At 56.4% G+C, this 16,091-nt stretch carries 12 protein-coding genes; 4 read left to right on the top strand and 8 right to left on the bottom strand.

Annotated elements, in window-relative coordinates:
* Positions 1–317: 317 nt before the first annotated feature.
* The 3 genes from K227x_RS26330 (at position 318) to K227x_RS26320 (ending at position 3,005) form a co-directional block, all read left to right on the top strand.
* Positions 318–1,199: an inositol oxygenase gene (locus K227x_RS26330; RefSeq protein WP_218933553.1), complete on the top strand. Its 882-nt coding sequence runs from the start codon at positions 318–320 to the stop codon at positions 1,197–1,199.
* 63 nt (positions 1,200–1,262) lie between these two features.
* Positions 1,263–1,721, top strand: a complete 459-nt coding sequence (locus K227x_RS26325; protein ID WP_145175033.1) for a hypothetical protein — start codon at positions 1,263–1,265, stop codon at positions 1,719–1,721.
* A gap of 333 nt (positions 1,722–2,054) precedes the next feature.
* Entirely contained in the window at positions 2,055–3,005 is a 951-nt protein-coding gene (locus K227x_RS26320; RefSeq protein WP_218933552.1) for a hypothetical protein, read from the top strand.
* Between the two features lie 4 nt (positions 3,006–3,009).
* On the opposite strand, the gene K227x_RS26315 is transcribed toward K227x_RS26320, so the two are convergent.
* From K227x_RS26315 to K227x_RS26285, 8 genes are all read right to left on the bottom strand, one after another.
* Complete coding sequence (locus tag K227x_RS26315) at positions 3,010–3,735, bottom strand: FkbM family methyltransferase (RefSeq protein WP_145175027.1); 726 nt, start codon at positions 3,733–3,735, stop codon at positions 3,010–3,012.
* Positions 3,736–3,988: 253 nt separating this feature from the next.
* Complete coding sequence (locus tag K227x_RS26310) at positions 3,989–6,496, bottom strand: arylsulfatase (protein WP_145175024.1); 2,508 nt, start codon at positions 6,494–6,496, stop codon at positions 3,989–3,991.
* A 114-nt stretch (positions 6,497–6,610) separates the two neighbouring features.
* Complete coding sequence (locus K227x_RS26305; RefSeq protein WP_246146301.1) at positions 6,611–7,288, bottom strand: LssY C-terminal domain-containing protein; 678 nt, start codon at positions 7,286–7,288, stop codon at positions 6,611–6,613.
* 123 nt (positions 7,289–7,411) lie between these two features.
* Positions 7,412–7,561, bottom strand: coding sequence for a hypothetical protein (locus tag K227x_RS30905; protein WP_218933551.1), 150 nt, complete (start codon positions 7,559–7,561; stop codon positions 7,412–7,414).
* Positions 7,562–8,380: 819 nt separating this feature from the next.
* Positions 8,381–8,917, bottom strand: a complete 537-nt coding sequence (locus K227x_RS26300) for a hypothetical protein (RefSeq protein ID WP_218933550.1) — start codon at positions 8,915–8,917, stop codon at positions 8,381–8,383.
* Positions 8,918–9,099: 182 nt separating this feature from the next.
* On the bottom strand, positions 9,100–9,615 hold the full coding sequence (locus K227x_RS26295; protein WP_145175018.1) for a CBS domain-containing protein: 516 nt from the start codon (positions 9,613–9,615) through the stop codon (positions 9,100–9,102).
* A gap of 242 nt (positions 9,616–9,857) precedes the next feature.
* Positions 9,858–11,279, bottom strand: a complete 1,422-nt coding sequence (locus tag K227x_RS26290) for a DUF1501 domain-containing protein (protein ID WP_145175015.1) — start codon at positions 11,277–11,279, stop codon at positions 9,858–9,860.
* 28 nt (positions 11,280–11,307) lie between these two features.
* Entirely contained in the window at positions 11,308–14,343 is a 3,036-nt protein-coding gene (locus tag K227x_RS26285) for a DUF1553 domain-containing protein (protein ID WP_145175013.1), read from the bottom strand.
* 720 nt (positions 14,344–15,063) lie between these two features.
* Here K227x_RS26285 and K227x_RS26280 point away from each other — a divergent pair.
* The gene (locus tag K227x_RS26280; protein WP_145175010.1) at positions 15,064–16,089 is read left to right on the top strand and encodes a hypothetical protein; all 1,026 of its coding nucleotides are present in this window, start codon (positions 15,064–15,066) and stop codon (positions 16,087–16,089) included.
* The last annotated feature ends 2 nt before the right edge of the window (positions 16,090–16,091 follow it).

The raw sequence follows: 16,091 nt of genomic DNA, 5'->3' as shown, positions 1-16,091 counted from the left end.
CCATCCGGTGACAGCCCGTGAAGCGAAAAAAGTGGAATGTTGTCCAAAAGATGCAGCTAGCAACCCACGATCGGATGATCGTCAATGGTCCGGCCTGAATGACGGACGATGAACTTGGTCGATGATTGGCTCGGTTGCTGTCTTGAATGGGGGGCTATCGAATTTGGGCCGGTTCCCACCGATCGCCAGAGACGAAACAATGACAATCGGCCGATGGGACCTTCCCCGACTTGCCTGCCAACTTAGCATTGCCGGCACCGACACGATGGCCGCCGGCTGGTGTCAACTTTCTCTCCCACGCGTCTCTTGGAACCGTCATGATGAAACCGCCCGGTGATGACCAACCGCTTGCCAGCCTGGATGAATGGGAAGACGATCTGCTGCAGCGTTACCCCGAACCGCATGCAATCGCATCGGATTCGGAAAAGACGCCCGAGCAGTTTCGCGATTACGAGTCCGACTCGCGACCAAGTGTGCGTGAATTCTATCGATTGAATCATCAGCATCAAACGTTTGACTTCGTGCAACACAAACGCAAACAGTACTTGGGGTTGGATCGCCAACAGATGGGTGTCTGGGAAGCGATGGAGTTTCTGAACACGCTGGTCGACGATAGCGATCCGGACACCGATCTGAATCAGATCGAACACCTGATGCAGACCGCCGAAGCGATTCGGGCCGACGGGCATCCCCGATGGTTCATCTTGACCGGTCTGATTCACGATTTGGGCAAGGTCCTTTGCCTGTTCGACGAACCGCAGTGGGCCGTGGTCGGCGACACGTTCCCGGTCGGTTGTGCGTTCTCGGACAAAATCGTGTTCAGTCAGTTCTTTGACGCAAATCCGGACAGCCAGGACCCGCTGTACAGCACGCCGAACGGGGTCTATTCCCCGAACGTGGGGCTGGATAACGTGTTTTTGTCCTGGGGGCACGACGAATACCTGTATCACGTCGTCAAGGAATATCTGCCAGAACCTGCTTTGGCGATGGTCCGATATCACTCCTTCTATCCCGGCCATCGCGAGAACGCCTATGACCATTTGATGGACAAGGATGACCACGAACGGATGGAATGGGTACGGAAATTCAATCCGTATGATTTGTACACAAAGAACAAAGCTCGGCCTGATGTCGCGGCGCTTCGGCCTTACTACGAAGACCTGATCAACGAGTTCTTTCCCGAACGACTGCGATGGTAGTTCGGCGTCGGGCTGTCAACAGCCTGGACCGATACAGACGATTCATCCGATCACGAGACGTTCATGAAAGCCGCCACGATCAGCCAGTTGAAGAAGGAGCTTGTCAAATTAGATCAAGACGATTTGTTGGACGTCTGTCTTCGAATGGCCAAGTTCAAAGTCGAGAGCAAAGAACTGCTGACGTATCTGTTGATGAAGGCAGATGACGAAATTGGCTACGCCAACGACTTGTGCAGCGAAATCGACCAGCAACTGGACACGCCCGGACGGATCCACAAAAAAACGCTCCGCAAGGTGGTCCGCTGGATGGACAAGTCACTGAGGTTCTCTGGCGACAAGGAAACCGAGTTGCAGGTGCGGATTCACTTTTGTCGACGGATCAAGGACAAGAAGATCAGCTTCGGCAACTGCCGTGTCAGCGTCAATATGTACGCTACCCAACTGAAAAAGATCGATAAGGCAATCGACAAAGTTCATCCGGATCTGCAATTCGATTTCAACCAACAGATCTCGAAACTGTAGGTGCGTTACCGCCCGTGACGGATCGTTTCACGGGCGCGAAAGACAGGCCGATGGCAGCGATCGGGGGGAGGATGCCGGTGCGGGTTACCGCGTTTGGCAATCTATCGATGGCGCAGTCGGGTGCTAGAGCTGATATCAGTGGATGGACCAGTGCTTTGTGCGTGGCACGCAATCCTGTGCGAAGGTTGCAACCGGTGGTTCGGAAACCAGAGACCGCAATAGGTGGTGTGTGCATGGTCAAAATGGCTGTTGCCTGCACTTGGATGCCTGGGGCTGCGTGAAACGTCTGGGTTCGTCGCCTCTGATCGTGCGAGTCTATCGACGAGGGAACCAATGGGCGATGCTTGCAAGCCGAACGAAGGCACCTTTCGAATCGCAGTGATACGATGCCTGCTGCTATGGATGGTGGTGTCTTTCTCCCCAATCGGCGACGCCGCCCCGCCGGATCAGTCTGGTGGTTCGCCGCATGTGGATTTGGCGTTGGATCAACCCCGGTCACGATCCTTCGAACAGCAGATTGACTGGTACGCCCTGCAGCAGTACGCCACGCCGCATGCGTCTGTCCAACAGGTCAGCAGCGAAGCCCTTTTGAAAGATGCTCTGAAGTCCCCGCCAAGTGCAAGCAAGAAGTCCGCGTCGAATACGGGCTTCCTCGATTTCAATCTGTATCCCTACACGTTGGTTGATTCCGACAATTCGTTGACGATCAACGCGCTCGCCAATCTACCGCATGGATTGCAATACTTCAGCCTTTCGAACTTTGGTCGCGATCGTACCCGAGGCGAACTGGAGGAGACGGTCAGCCTTCTGACCGAACAGAATCTACGTTGGACACCCGATTGGAATCTGCCGCTGGCGGCTGCCGCTCAGGTGTTGCTTCGCACCTCTGATGACAATGATGTCCTGCGTTTCGGACCTCGCTGGGCGGCTCATCAAACGCCGCTACTTGATTCACCGCTGCAGAATTTTGGCATCAAGTATTGGGTCGCATTTTATGCCGCACAGTTCGATCATGCCGAAGGTGCACAGTGGCAGATCGAACACGTGTTCCTTTGGAAGGTCTTTCCCGAACTGCTAGATGACCGCGTCTACATTAGCGGGTTCGCCGACCACAACATCAACCATCACGGCGCGACCAGCAGCACATGGGTCGAAGAAACGCAGTTGGGCGTGCGCGTGGTCGACGAGTGGTATCTGGTCGCCGAGCAACGTTACAACGGATTCCGTGTCGGCGACGAATCCAGTCTCGGGCTGGGGATCGAGTACGTGATTCGATTCAAATAGCTGACTAGCGCCAGCAGAGTATCTGTGTCAGGGCAGCGTTGGTTTCTTCTTGCCATTGATCCAGGGACTCGGGGAACGCGTGTTCGCTGTATCGCTGTTCCATTTCGATCGTGAATCCGGCAGCGGCTAGGATCTTTTCGATGGCTGCGAGCGAATTGACGTCGCGGCTTTCGTCCGTTTCATGCACTTCCACATACATCGCTTCAACGCGGCCCAGGCAGTCGGCAATCTCGGTCAGCACGCGTTGCTCGGCACCTTCGATGTCCAATTTCAAAAAGCTGACATCTCGACCGGCGATATAGGGCGAAAGCCGCGTGCACTGGACCTGTGTTTGTGAACTGCCCTCCCGATCCGCCCAGGTGGCTTCCAGCGAGTTTCCTCGCGCGTCTGCGGTTGGTGAAAGGTCACCATAGAAATCAACCGTGCCGTCGAAATCAGACACTGCCGCATGAACGCACCGGATCCCTACGGTGTGATTCTTGTCGATGTTCATCTGTAGAATTTCGCTGGCGAACGGGTCAGGTTCGAAGCAGATGATCTCCGCCTGTGGCCAACGCGTTTTCCACTCCAGCACGGACACACCAATGTTGGCTCCGCAATCGACGATTAGCGGCCGATCGCCTTGGGGAGTGAAGAAAGACGGGAATTCGTCGATCTGACGAACCATCGATTCGGCGGCTTCGCGATTGTTGTGGAACAAATTGAAACCGCGGAACTTCATGCTTTTCATCCGGATTCAATTCGCTGAGGTGAAGGCGTTAGTGCTGGGAAAACGATGCACCGGTTTTTAGACGCAACCCGGCCTAGTGGCAACTAGGCCGACGCGTCTGCAAGCGAGCCGTCAATTCAAAACGGGGACGCGCCGGTGCAGATCCCCACCGATGAATCACCGTTCAGGTTGCCAGGCAGCGGGTTTCCGATGACCGGCACGCAGGGTCACGCTCTTTCAGGCGTGACCCGCGTGTTGGCAAAGCGAACGGTTCCTATTCCTTGCCCGCTTCGATCTTCTTCATTCCCTCTTCCAAGGTCTTGATATCCTCGGCGGACAATTTCGGCCGGTCGATATCAACCGTTAGCTTGTCCAGTTTGCCGGTGAAGGTGAACGGCGGCTGGTAGTCTGCATCGTTGACACCGGTCAGAGTGTCCGAGCCAATGTCAAAGCTTTCGTCCCATTGTAAAATCATGGGCAACGACTTGGGCATCGTCTTCGTGTCGACCACTTTGCCATCGACGGTCAATGTACCGGTGCCGGGACGACCAAGGCCGCTCATGTTGTTGTAGGCGAGTGTGCCGGTACCAAGTCCGTCATACCGAAAGTCGAACTCGATTTTGTGCTTGCCTGGAGCCAACGCATCAGGTCCTTCCCACTTGATGCGATCCAGGTCCAAAAGGTTCCAAAGGAACACCGGTTTGCCCTTCAGCAGATAGAAACCGTAACCGGCGAACCGGCCTCCCGAGGTCAGCATCATCCCCTCGGCACCGCCTTCGGGGACCGTGATTTCGGCTGTGATCGTGTAGGAACTGTTCAACAGCGCCGGCGAATCGCCTTGCGGCAGACCGACCATTGGTCGCGTGTAGACGAACTGCGAACGACCGGACGTGATGTTCGGACGATCCGCCACGATCCGTCCTGCGACCGACGCGTCCATGGGGAACACCTGATACTTCTTCGCTTCGTCGATGAACATTTGCTTCATCTGAATCAGCTTTTCAGGATGCTGGTCCGCGACATTTTGGGATTGGCTAAAGTCTGTATTCAGGTCGTACAGTTCAAGCACTTGGTTGTTCAATGGGTCCGGATTGGCAACGCCAAAGGCCTCCCACGGGGCGCGGTTCACTTTCGTGCTCAACAACCATCCTTCGTGATAGAGCGACCATTGGCCCATCATTTCGAAGTACTGCGTGGTGTGCTGCGAAGGTGTTTTGGCGGCATCTTTGTCGAACGTATAGACCAGGCTGGTGCCTTCGATCGGCGCTTGCTTGATGCCGTCGACGGTTTCGGGTTGCTGGATCCCGGCAGCCTCCAAGATGGTGGGAGCAATGTCGATCACGTGACAGAATTGTTCACGCAAACCGCCCTTATCTTGAATGCGATTTGGCCACGAGATCGCCATGTTTTGGCGGATCCCGCCAAGCTTGGATGCGTTCTGTTTGAACCAGGTGAACGGGGTGTCAAATGCCCATGCCCAACCGGCCGACATGTGGTTGTAGGTCTCTTCGGTGCCCCAGACGTCATACCACTTCAATTGCGTTTCCGCGGGCATCATGTTGACGCCGTTGAAAAACGCGACTTCGTTCGGCGTGCCAAGCGGTCCACCTTCGGCGCTGGTGCCGTTGTCGCCGTTGATGTAGATGATCAGCGTGTTGTCCAGTTTGCCCATGTCTTCGATCGACTGGATGACGCGGCCAATTTCGTGGTCGTTGTAAGCAGCGTAGGCGGCGAAAATCTCTACCTGTTTGATGAACAACTTCTTCTCGTTCGCGGTGCACTCGGCCCATGGCTTCAGCACTTTGGTTGGCCATGGTTCCAGTTGCGTGTCTTGCGGGATCACGCCTAGCTTCTTTTGGTTTTCGAAGATCCGCTCGCGCAGCTTTTCGTAGCCATCATCAAAGAGGTGCATGTCGTGGATCTTCTCGACCCATTCCTTGGTCGGGTGGTGCGGCGCGTGGGTTGCACCAGGTGCGTATTTGACAAGGAACGGCTTGCTGGGATCAATCTGATCGATGCGGCTCAAGTAATCGATCGCGTCATCCGCCATGCCCGTAACCAGGTTCCAGCCCGGTTTGCCTTCGAACGGATAGATCTGGGTTGTGTTGCGGAACAGATTAGGTTGCCACTGGTTGGCGTCGCCACCAACGAATCCATAGAAGTACTCGAATCCTAAGCCGGATGGCCAGCGATCAAACGGACCGATCTGGCTGGCTGTGTAGGTGGGGGTGTTGTGGTCTTTGCCGAACCAAGATGTTGCATAGCCATTGTCCAGAAGCATGCGGCCAATGGTGGCTTTTTCTTCGGGAATGACCGCGTTGTAACCGGGGAAACCGGTGGACTGTTCCGAGATCACGCCGAAGCCGACCGAGTGGTGATTGCGACCGGTAAGCAAAGCGGCTCGGGTGGGCGAACAGAGTGCGGTGGAGTGGATGTTGTTGTATCGCAAGCCGTTGTTGGCGACACGGTCCATCGTGGGCGTTGGGATGACGCCACCAAAGGTGCTTGGGACACCAAATCCCGAGTCGTCCGTGATGATCAACAGCACGTTGGGAGCGGACTTGGGAGGCACGATGCGCGGCGCCCACCACGCTTTGGATTGCAAAGCATCATCCTTGATCACACCGCCAAATTTCGGATCGGGTGCCGGAAGTTGTTTGCCATCGATTGAGGTCGTGGCGCCAGCGGATCCCAGTTCGCCCGTCACTTCGACTTGCGCATCCGCAGTACCTGCGAATGCGAATAAGACGAGCGATAGAAATCCAAGATTTCTGAATTGCATGAGATCAGTCTCCCGAGTGAAAAGTTGAAAAATTGGTTCGTCTGGCACACGATCCGTCGTTCGCGATCGTGACAAGGTTGTCCAACGCTGATCGTTGGAACATGGTTGCTGCCTCTATTCGGCGCCGGCTGATCGGATCACGCCTCGATACAGATCGCCGTCCGTTCGCCAGGGATCACCGCCGCCGTTCCGCCCGGAAAGCTGTTGATGGAACCCTTGCACAATGTACTGCGATTCGAGTTGTCCCGTCTTTTCTAGGCATTCAAAAAGGTAGTCCCGTTCGGTATCCACATCCGGGGCGGTGACATGAGTGATCTGTCCGGTGGTCCGACTGATTCCGACTCGTCGGTCATAGACCGCAGATCCGATCCATTTTGGTCGACCATCGACGTCGGGGCTGGCTGTTTTCCAAAGTCGTACGTGATGTCGATGGCGTGGGTTGTCGCCCACCGGCTGTTCGAAGGCGAAGTCTTCTTTGCGACCGAATAAATATAGACTGCTGACCGGCGCAGCATCGTCCGGCCGTGAAAGCACCGTGTCGGCAGCGATCTTGAAGTCGCTTTCGACGCCTAAGGCGGCCGCCAAATACCAACCAGCAGCCGTCATGATGTCGCCTAGTTCTTGCTCGGATCCAATCAATTCGACATTCAGCGGATCACCCGGATGATGGTCGCCCGTATTGGTGATGCGTGGCGTGTCATCAAGAGCCGGATCGATCCGTGCATAACCGTCCCACATCAGCGGCGCCAGTGCGTATGCCACCACGATCCATAGCAAGCCCAGGATGATCAATGGTCGAATCCACGGCCTGCGACGCGATCGTGGCGGCACCGTTGGGTCAGTTTCCGGGTTCAATCTGGATGCCTTGAAGATAGGAAAAGCAAAAGCAAGTTGCGGTTGAGTTGCCGCCGACGATCATTGCGTTGGCGACGGTCTGCTAGATTCCGGTGTCCGGCTTTCTGCCTGCATCAACGCAATGCTGCCTAGCGACAAAGTATCACCGCCGGACGGTGTGTCCTGTTTTGTCGCCGCCGAGGCCACCGCAATCGTCATGATGATAGACATTCTTGCTCGATTCGGGAGCAGGATCGACTCCGAATTCGATGCAGCGACTGAACATTTCTGTGTTTGATAATCTAACGGTGGGCTCGCCGACTGGACTGGGAATGCCTGATTGGATCCAGCCGACGGCTGCCGATTGCCGCTGAAATGATTGTCACCGGCTCGCAGACGATCGCTCCGGCGGCGCTGCAGTTCATCCGACCGCGGTGCATGATGAAGGCCAGGACGATCCGCATCATCATCGTGCGGGCCAGCGGTTCATGATCGCAACGATCCAAGCAGGCCGTTAGCCGCAGGATTTTTGCGTGACCAAGCCGGGGCTAACGCCCAAACGGTTTGTCCCCAGCCATTCCCGCTTGGCGGCGAGGACGTGTCGCCGTCGTCTGTCAATCCGCTGTGTTCAACTCAAGACGGTCGTCCAACGACGGCGGTGATGATGAACCGGAATTCAATCTCTCATTGCCAGTCGCAGGTCGACCAAGTTTGAGGCACGCATCGCTTATTCTCCACCGCTGCTCGCTAGACCCTGCATCCAGACAAATCGCATGGTCCTGGTGTTTTCGCCAGCCCATGTGGAAGAGTGGACTGCCCAACACCAGCCGCGGTGGGGCACCCTCTGGAACCTGAATTTGATGGTTTTCTCGCAACCGCGATTGCCCGTCCTTGCAACCGGATGGTTCGCAATCACTGTCGTTGCGACTGACGTCACGACAGTGAAACCAATCGTTTACGCAGTCGGGGGCTTCCGCAATGCAGATCAACGCAGTGAAGACAATCGGCAATCCCGCTGGCGGACTTGTAGACGACTTCGCGTAGTGATTCCTAATGTGTGTCGCCAGTATCTGACGTGGGGTGACTCGGCAGGAGTTTCGGATTGTATTTCGAGCCCCTGGCGACCTGGACCAGTGTCATGCGGACTTTGGTGGGGAAGAACTTCTCATGGTCTTCACGTTTGTGGGCATGTCCCTTGCCGCCGGTGTTGTCTTTGATCACCAGATGCATTTCCTTGATGCCTTCTGTCCAAACAATGCCATCGTTCTGCCAGAATTTTGTCATGTCGACATCCTTTTCGTAGATTCCCGCTTGCTGGTAGACGTCGGTGCCAATGCAACCATAGCCTCCGTTTTGTCGCTTATTCGGGATGTAGCAGACACTCCAAGTCGTTGGCTCGTCGCCGGGTGGTTTCTCGATGACTTCCAAACGAACATGCACACTTCCATTGCGATAGTCGACTGGCGAAGTCCAGTCTGTCGGACGTTCAGCGTTCAGCATGTCCCCTTTGACGTAGTAGTGCGACGGGCTTGGTTTCGAATTGTCGGCGTCCGCTTTGGTGAACGTAAACGTGGTATCGAAAAGCACGAACTGCTCCGCCACACATTTCGAGCCGCTCCACGCGAAGAGGGCAACAGACAGGGACATCGTAAATAGAGTTTTCATATCGGCGGTTGTCTTGCGGACTTGCTGGAATGGCAATTGGGAAACGTGAGGGGTCGCACCGAAGTGCGATCCGCCAGTCTACGATATTCCGAAGACGTCTCGAATCAATCGTCGATCGAGTCGGGCGCCGCATCGGCAAATTCGCCCAGAATATCCAGGGTGGATACGATGCCCATCACCGCATCGGCTTCGTTGACAACCGGTAGATGGTGCACTCGATTGCGAAGCATCTGGCGAAGTGCTTCGCTGATCGTTGTATGCAAATGCACTTTGGTGACCACTTCGCTCATGAACGACTGCACTGTTTCGCTGCCCATGCTGTGCGCCAGTTTGTCCAGCAAAAATCGTTTTGCGCCCATGTCAACCATGTCCAAATGATAGATGTCGTCGTCGACATCCCGTGTCATGTCCACCAAGTCAGAGGTTGACAGAATGCCAACGCACTCATTTTGGTGGTTGACAATCGGAAGCGCTGACACGCGATTTTCGCCCATCAACGTCAAGGCTTCGTGAACCGTGGCGCCAGCTGGCAAAGTTACTACGCCACTGCTCATGATGTCTTTCACCGGCCGCAGATAGACATCGTTGACAGATTGGGATTGCAAAGATTTCCGGCTCATTTGGTTCGCTCTTTCAGTGACGGTAGGAAGTGCTCGGACCACATCAAGGCATCTTTCGGACCAAACAAGCGTCTTTCATAACCCCTACGTGCGACGCACGTTTCGCTAGGCACACCGGGCCCATCCGCACAGCGAAATCTGCTTTGATGTGCGTCACGGCACGCTGGTGCGAATCACATGCACCGTCCAGGAATTAGGCAGGATTAGGTTCCGTGACCGTTCGCAACCCGTTCACGGATGATCTACGCCAATACTTCTTTCACCACTTCGCCGTGGACGTTGGTCAAACGGCGTTGGATGCCGTTGTGGTAGAAGGTCAGTTTTTCGTGATCGATGCCGAACAGGTGGAGGACCGTGGCATGAAAGTCATGCCATGGGACTGGTCGCTCGACAGCTTTCCAGCCGATGTCGTCGGTATTGCCAAACGCGAATCCGGGCTTCAGTCCGGCTCCTGCCATCCAACAACTGAACCCGTAACGATTGTGGTCGCGTCCAGGTCCGACCTGGTCGGCAGCTGACTGAGCAAACGGGGTGCGACCAAACTCGGTTGTGAAAAGAACCAAGGTGTCCTCCAGCATGCCACGTTGCTTCAGGTCTTTCAGCAATGCGGCCACCGGTTGGTCGATGCGAGCGGCTTCCGCGGTGTGGTTCTCTTTGACGTTTTCGTGGGCATCCCAGCTGGCCCTTGGGCTGCCGGCAATCGGACCGCCCGAGAACAACTGCACGAATCGGACGCCCTGTTCCAGCAGTCGTCGACCTAGCAGACAGCGGCGGCCCATGTCGGCGGTCTGGGCGTCGTGGATGCCATACATCTGCTCCGTCGCGGCGGATTCTTCGGCAAAACTACTGACCTTGGGAATGGATGTCTGCATCTTCGCCGCCAGCTCGTAGCTCTTTAGCCTCGCCAGCAATATCGCGTTCGCCCCGGTTCGGTCGACATGCTGCTGGTTCACCGCCTGCACAAATTGACGGGTGGCCGCGTCCGTGATGGGGTCAAACTCGTTGCCCGGAAACAGATCGCGTACCGGTTGCTGGCCACCACGCAGCACGACTCCCTGGTGATTCGACGGCAGAAATGCACTGCTCCACGTCGACGCACCGGTGTTCGGGGCTCCTCGCTCGTCATTGAGCACGACGTAGGCCGGCAGCGATTCGTTCTCCACACCCATGCCGTACGAGATCCAGCTTCCCATCGATGGGAAACCGTTGAACTCGAATCCGCTGTTGCCAAGAAATAACGCCGGTGTGTGGTTCGCGGATTTTGATTCCATGCTGCGCAGGATGGTCAAATCGTCGGCAAGTTCCGCAATGCGAGGAAACATGTCCGAGATCATCAAGCCGCTCTCGCCGCGCGCTTTGAACTTCCAATCCTGGCCTCTTAGCAGTCCCATCTTTCCAAAGAACAGGTCCGGCTTCTCGTCTGTCTGAAGCGATTTGCCGTGAAGCCTTGTCAGTTCCGGTTTGTAATCAAACGAATCAAGATGGCTCAATCCACCGACCAAGCAAATTTGAATCGCCCGCTTCGCTTTTGCCGGTGGTGACCCGATGGCATCCGATGCGGATGCCGTGTCGCCAGCCAACAGCGATGCCAGCGCCGTTGCGCCAAGCCCGTTGATGCCCCAGTGGAAAAGATCGCGACGACCGAGCGTTTCACAGTGGTTCATGAGTTGTTCCTGATCTTTGGTTCGGTCACTATTGAATCACAACAAACTCGTTCACGTTGAACAGCCCGCGGCACAGAGCCGGCAAGCCGTGCTCGGCCACCAATCGTTCGGAAAGTGCGCGTTCGGATTCGTTCGGGTCACGCGCGATCGCCAATTGCCACGCCCGGGTGACTTGATGGGAACGATCATCGCCAACGTCTTCGACCACTCGATCGGCGAAGTAGTTCGACATCCGCAGGACCAACCGATTGTTCATCAGGCTTAGCGACTGTAGGGGCGTTGTGGTGACCGAACGGCGTGGCGCGGTCGACGCCGAATCGGGACAGTCGAATGTATCCAGTAGGGCGCTGCGACCACCGCGTGGATTGAAACGGTAAACGGTTCTTCGAAAGAACTCTGCACCGTCCACGTCGATCGGTTCGTAATAGGTGGTGCCGTTATTCAGCGTGACCGACACGTCCTTGAAACTTGGGCCGCCCGCTTTCGTGTTCAGTTTGCCAGCCACGATTAGCATCGCATCGCGTAACGATTCAGCTTCTAGCCGGCGAATGTTCCCACGCCACAGCAATCGGTTGTCAGCATCTTGGTTGGACGCATTCTGCAAATCGGCCGCTGAATGCCCGCCGGTGGCCTGACGGTACGTGCTGGATGAGACGATCAGTCGGTGCAGCCACTTCTGACGATACCCGTGCCTGCGAAACTGCCACGCCAGGTATTCAAGTAGCTGTGGATGACTGGGACGCCCGCCGTTGAATCCGAAATCGCTGGGCGTGTCGACGATGCCGGCACCCAAATGGTAGTGCCAAATGCGGTTCACCATGACGCGAGCGAACAACGGATTGTTTTCATTGGTGACCCACTGTGCCAATCGTCGGCGACGTTCTGCTTCCGGTGCGTCTGCCGCCAGTCCGAAGTCCGCAGATAGCCCCACAATCGCGCTGGTTGCCGCGGGCGAAACGATGTCGCCGACATGGTCCGGATCGCCTCGCAGCAACACGTGTGTGGTTTCACCTGCACCAGCGGTTAGCGTGTACATGTTCCAATTCGCGTCGGCGGCCTTTTGCTCCCGATCGGTTTCCAATTCGTGGATGCGAATCTTCAGTGTTTTGCGTTGTCTGCGACTTGCATCATCCAACGAATCCATCAGTTGGTCTTCGGATACGTAATCCGCAGCGCTGCCGGACGATATCGCGATTTCGTCTGGCGTCAGCGCTCGATCGTACAAAGCCGCCCGGTAGATTTTGCCTTTCAAAAAACGGTTGCCAACGGCAGGCTTGTGCCGCAGACCAAACAACAGCTGCGTCGCGTCGGATCCAAACGGTTGCAACGCCGATTTGCGGATCGAATGACCATACGCTGCTCCGTCACGATAGCTGCGGATGGTTCCGTCTTTGTGGTAGACCATCGCAATGTGGACCGGTCGATCGACGGCATCCCCATCCTCGCTTCCGCCGAAAGAGTCGGACCGAGCAAAACTATTGCTTCCGGCCATCCAGCGTTTGGGTTCACGTTCGCCGTACACGATTGCATCGAACAGGCCGCCTTCCACGCTGGCGATCGATATTGCCGCCCCGCCCCGTTGATCGAGGTTGTCCAGCTGGATCCAAGCCTCCAGTGTCTTTTCGGCGATGTCCAATGGGATGGCTGGCGTTTCGACATAGCTTTCGCCGTCCAGAATCAAGGCGCCGCCCTGGATGCGTGCTTGTCCGATCGCCTTGCCGTGCATTGCACCCAGGGAATCGCTCAGGTCGTGATCGAATTCCCATCGCGCCACGGCGGCCGGAGATTCGCGCGCGACGGTCTGGCCGTTTCCTCTGGCATCCAATGCCTTTCGTCGCCCCGCTTGGTCGATCGCTGCCAGCTTTGCAACTTGTTCGGCAATCTGTTGATCCAGATGTTTCAGATCTGCGTCGGCGCCGGGGACGGGGATCCTGCGCTCGCCATAGCCGAGCCCCGAGATGGCGGACGCGAGTTGATAGTATTCGGCCTGAGTGATCGGATCAAACTTGTGATCGTGGCAACGGGCGCAGTTGAATGTCAGTCCCACAAAAGTTTGCCCCACTGTCGCCAGCACATCTTCGATCTGGTCCTGTCGCGCCAGTTGCTTCATTCGCTCGCTGCCGCCGACGACTGTGTTATGCACCCCGGCAACCCAGAAACCCGTTGCGGCTGCGCCGTCGTGGCCGCCGACTAGCTGGTCACCGATCAACTGCATGCGGACGAATTCGTCGTAGGGCATGTCGTCGTTGATCGCGTCGATTACCCAATCGCGATAGTGCCACGCATTTTCTCGCTGGAAATTGCGTTCAAATCCGTCGCTTTCACCAAAGCGAACCACATCCAACCAATGCCGCCCCCACCGCCTGCCGTAGTGACGCGATTTCAGCAGGTCGTCAACGATCCTCTGATACGATGCTTCCGATGGATCAGCAACAAAGGCGGCAACTTGATCCGGCGTGGGAGGCATTCCGATCAGATCGAAATACAGACGCCGGATGAGATTGCGTGGGGACGCGTCAGGCGATGGTCGCAGCCCATCGGCTTGCAGTCTTTGCTGGACGAACGCGTCGATCGGATTGCGCCCCCAGTCGGATGCAGTCACCGGCGGCGATGTATCCACCAAAGGTTGCAGCGACCACCAATCGCGACCGCCTCGGCTTTCCGTCGTGATCGAGAACAGGTCTAGCGGACCGCCATTCCAGTTGGCTCCTTCGTCAATCCACGTTTTCAGTATCGCTTTTTGGGTTTCGTCCAGTGGATGTTTCGGTGGCATTTCATCCGAGCTGACTTGCATCCAAAACAGGCTGTCCGCAGCACTACCGACCACGATCGCTTCGCCGCTGTCGCCGCCTTCCAACGTCAACGTACGCCCGGTCAGGTTGAGTCCCGCCGCCGGTTCGGACCAGCGATGGCATTCCAGACAATGCGACACCAAAATGGGAGCGACTTGTTTTTCGAAGTCGATCGTATCGGCCTGCACAGGCGAAAGGCGGCTGAAGCTGGCCATTATGACAACCATGCCAATGACGCCCAGGTGAACGCGTTTGCTTGGTCGCTGTGTCATGACAAAGATCCTTGCGAGCGTTTGCCGGGGCTTCGACACACCATTGGGCAACCTCCGAAAACGGTTTTCGTAGCAGTTTATCGTCGGCGACGTGACAGTGGTCGCTGCCAATCGGATTGGGCAGGTGTCGCATCACGCCGGCTTCTAGTCCTGCCAGTTCTAGTCCTGCCAATTCTAGTCCTGCCGGTACAGGCAATCATCGTTCTTCTAACGTGCTCAGCATGCGATCCGCAAAGCCCGTTGTCTGCTTTGATCCGTCCCGCTTGGCGAACCAACGAAGAGGTCCGGCAACTGAATTTCGCAATTCGGACCAGAATCCCGCCGTTTTCAAAGGAGGGAAGTTTTCTGCTTATCGAATCATTGCGAAAACACTCGCGATGAATGATTGTCGAAACGGATGTGCTGAACGGAGCCGTGATTCCTCTGCATCCGTGTCAGACGAACTGGTAGCCTCGTCCGCAACGACAAATATCTTTCAAGGGTTGCTAAATATAGGTTGCTGACGATCGTGATTCAACCTTCGCCGCCCGCCACGTTAGGATCTTGAGGGCGTAGGGGGGGGCAACGAGCGATCAATCAATGTCGTTTCTTTCTTCCCCCTCTCTCTAACTCTCTCTTCCCGCAAACCGCTGCGCGGCGGGGGCTAGATGACTTTCATCGCGACACTGATCGCTCGCCAGCTAAGCTGGTTCGCTACACAAACACCAACCGAGGCAACACATGACATGGTTTCAACGACTAACCGGGATCGACGAACAATCGCCAAATCAGGTTCGTGACCAGTTATCGGTGGCCGCTGATTGCATTGTCTGCCCCGACGGTAAACGGTTGGCGTTTGGCCGTTTGGAAACACCGACATTGGCGGATCTTCGCCAAAGCATTGCGAAATTGCAGGTCGATCCGCAACGCAGCACCATCCGCGAAGTCGTTGGCGATGCCCGCGCGATCCATGCTGACCCAGCAAACGCAGGTGCGTTCTTCCAGGTCGCGTCGCAATTTAACCTTTTGGAGATGACCGGCCCTGCGGTGACACCCGAGCGCGGCGTCGGCATCTACGAGCACGATCCAACGCAGGGACCGGCCTGCGCGATCGCTTGCGGCGCGGGCACAATCTACCGCAACTATTTCGCGGACGTCGATGGCCAGATTGGTCAAACGGCTGACAAGCAAATCGATTGCTCGGCCGACCTCGGGCGGCGTCTGGGCAACGTCGACCAGCGTCTTTGGACGGTGCAGAACGGATACCTCTTTCCCAGCGACGACGGACTTGCCGAGATCACGAAGGCGATCCGATCCGCCGACGAAACCGAACGAGAGGAATTGATGGGGCATCTTCGTATCGGATTGCAATTGGGGGCCGAGGTGACGCTTGACGAGGCCCAGGTCAATGGTGTCGGGCATCGCGTCAGCCAAGCTTATTGTTCGGCGTTGCCCGTTGCATACGGCAGCCAGCCCACCCAGCAATGGGCTCCGTTCGCCAAGTTGATTCTTGGCGCGGCCTACGAAGCAACGCTGGCGGCCGCGGTGATCGATGGCAATCCGTCGGGCAACCGCGTTGTTTACTTAACGATGATCGGCGGAGGCGTGTTTGGGAACTCGGACGAATGGATTGCCGGCGCGATCGATCTCGCATTCCGGAAACACGCCCACCATGGGCTCGACATCCGTATCGTTTCCTACGGACAATCGAAACCCGCCGTCGCTGAACTGGCCCGCCGGATCAACGACCTGCCTGGATCCGTCTAGGG

Origin of the sequence: Rubripirellula lacrimiformis (genome assembly GCF_007741535.1) — a bacterium.
GTDB lineage: Bacteria > Planctomycetota > Planctomycetia > Pirellulales > Pirellulaceae > Rubripirellula > Rubripirellula lacrimiformis.
This window is presented reverse-complemented; position numbering and strand designations above follow the sequence as displayed.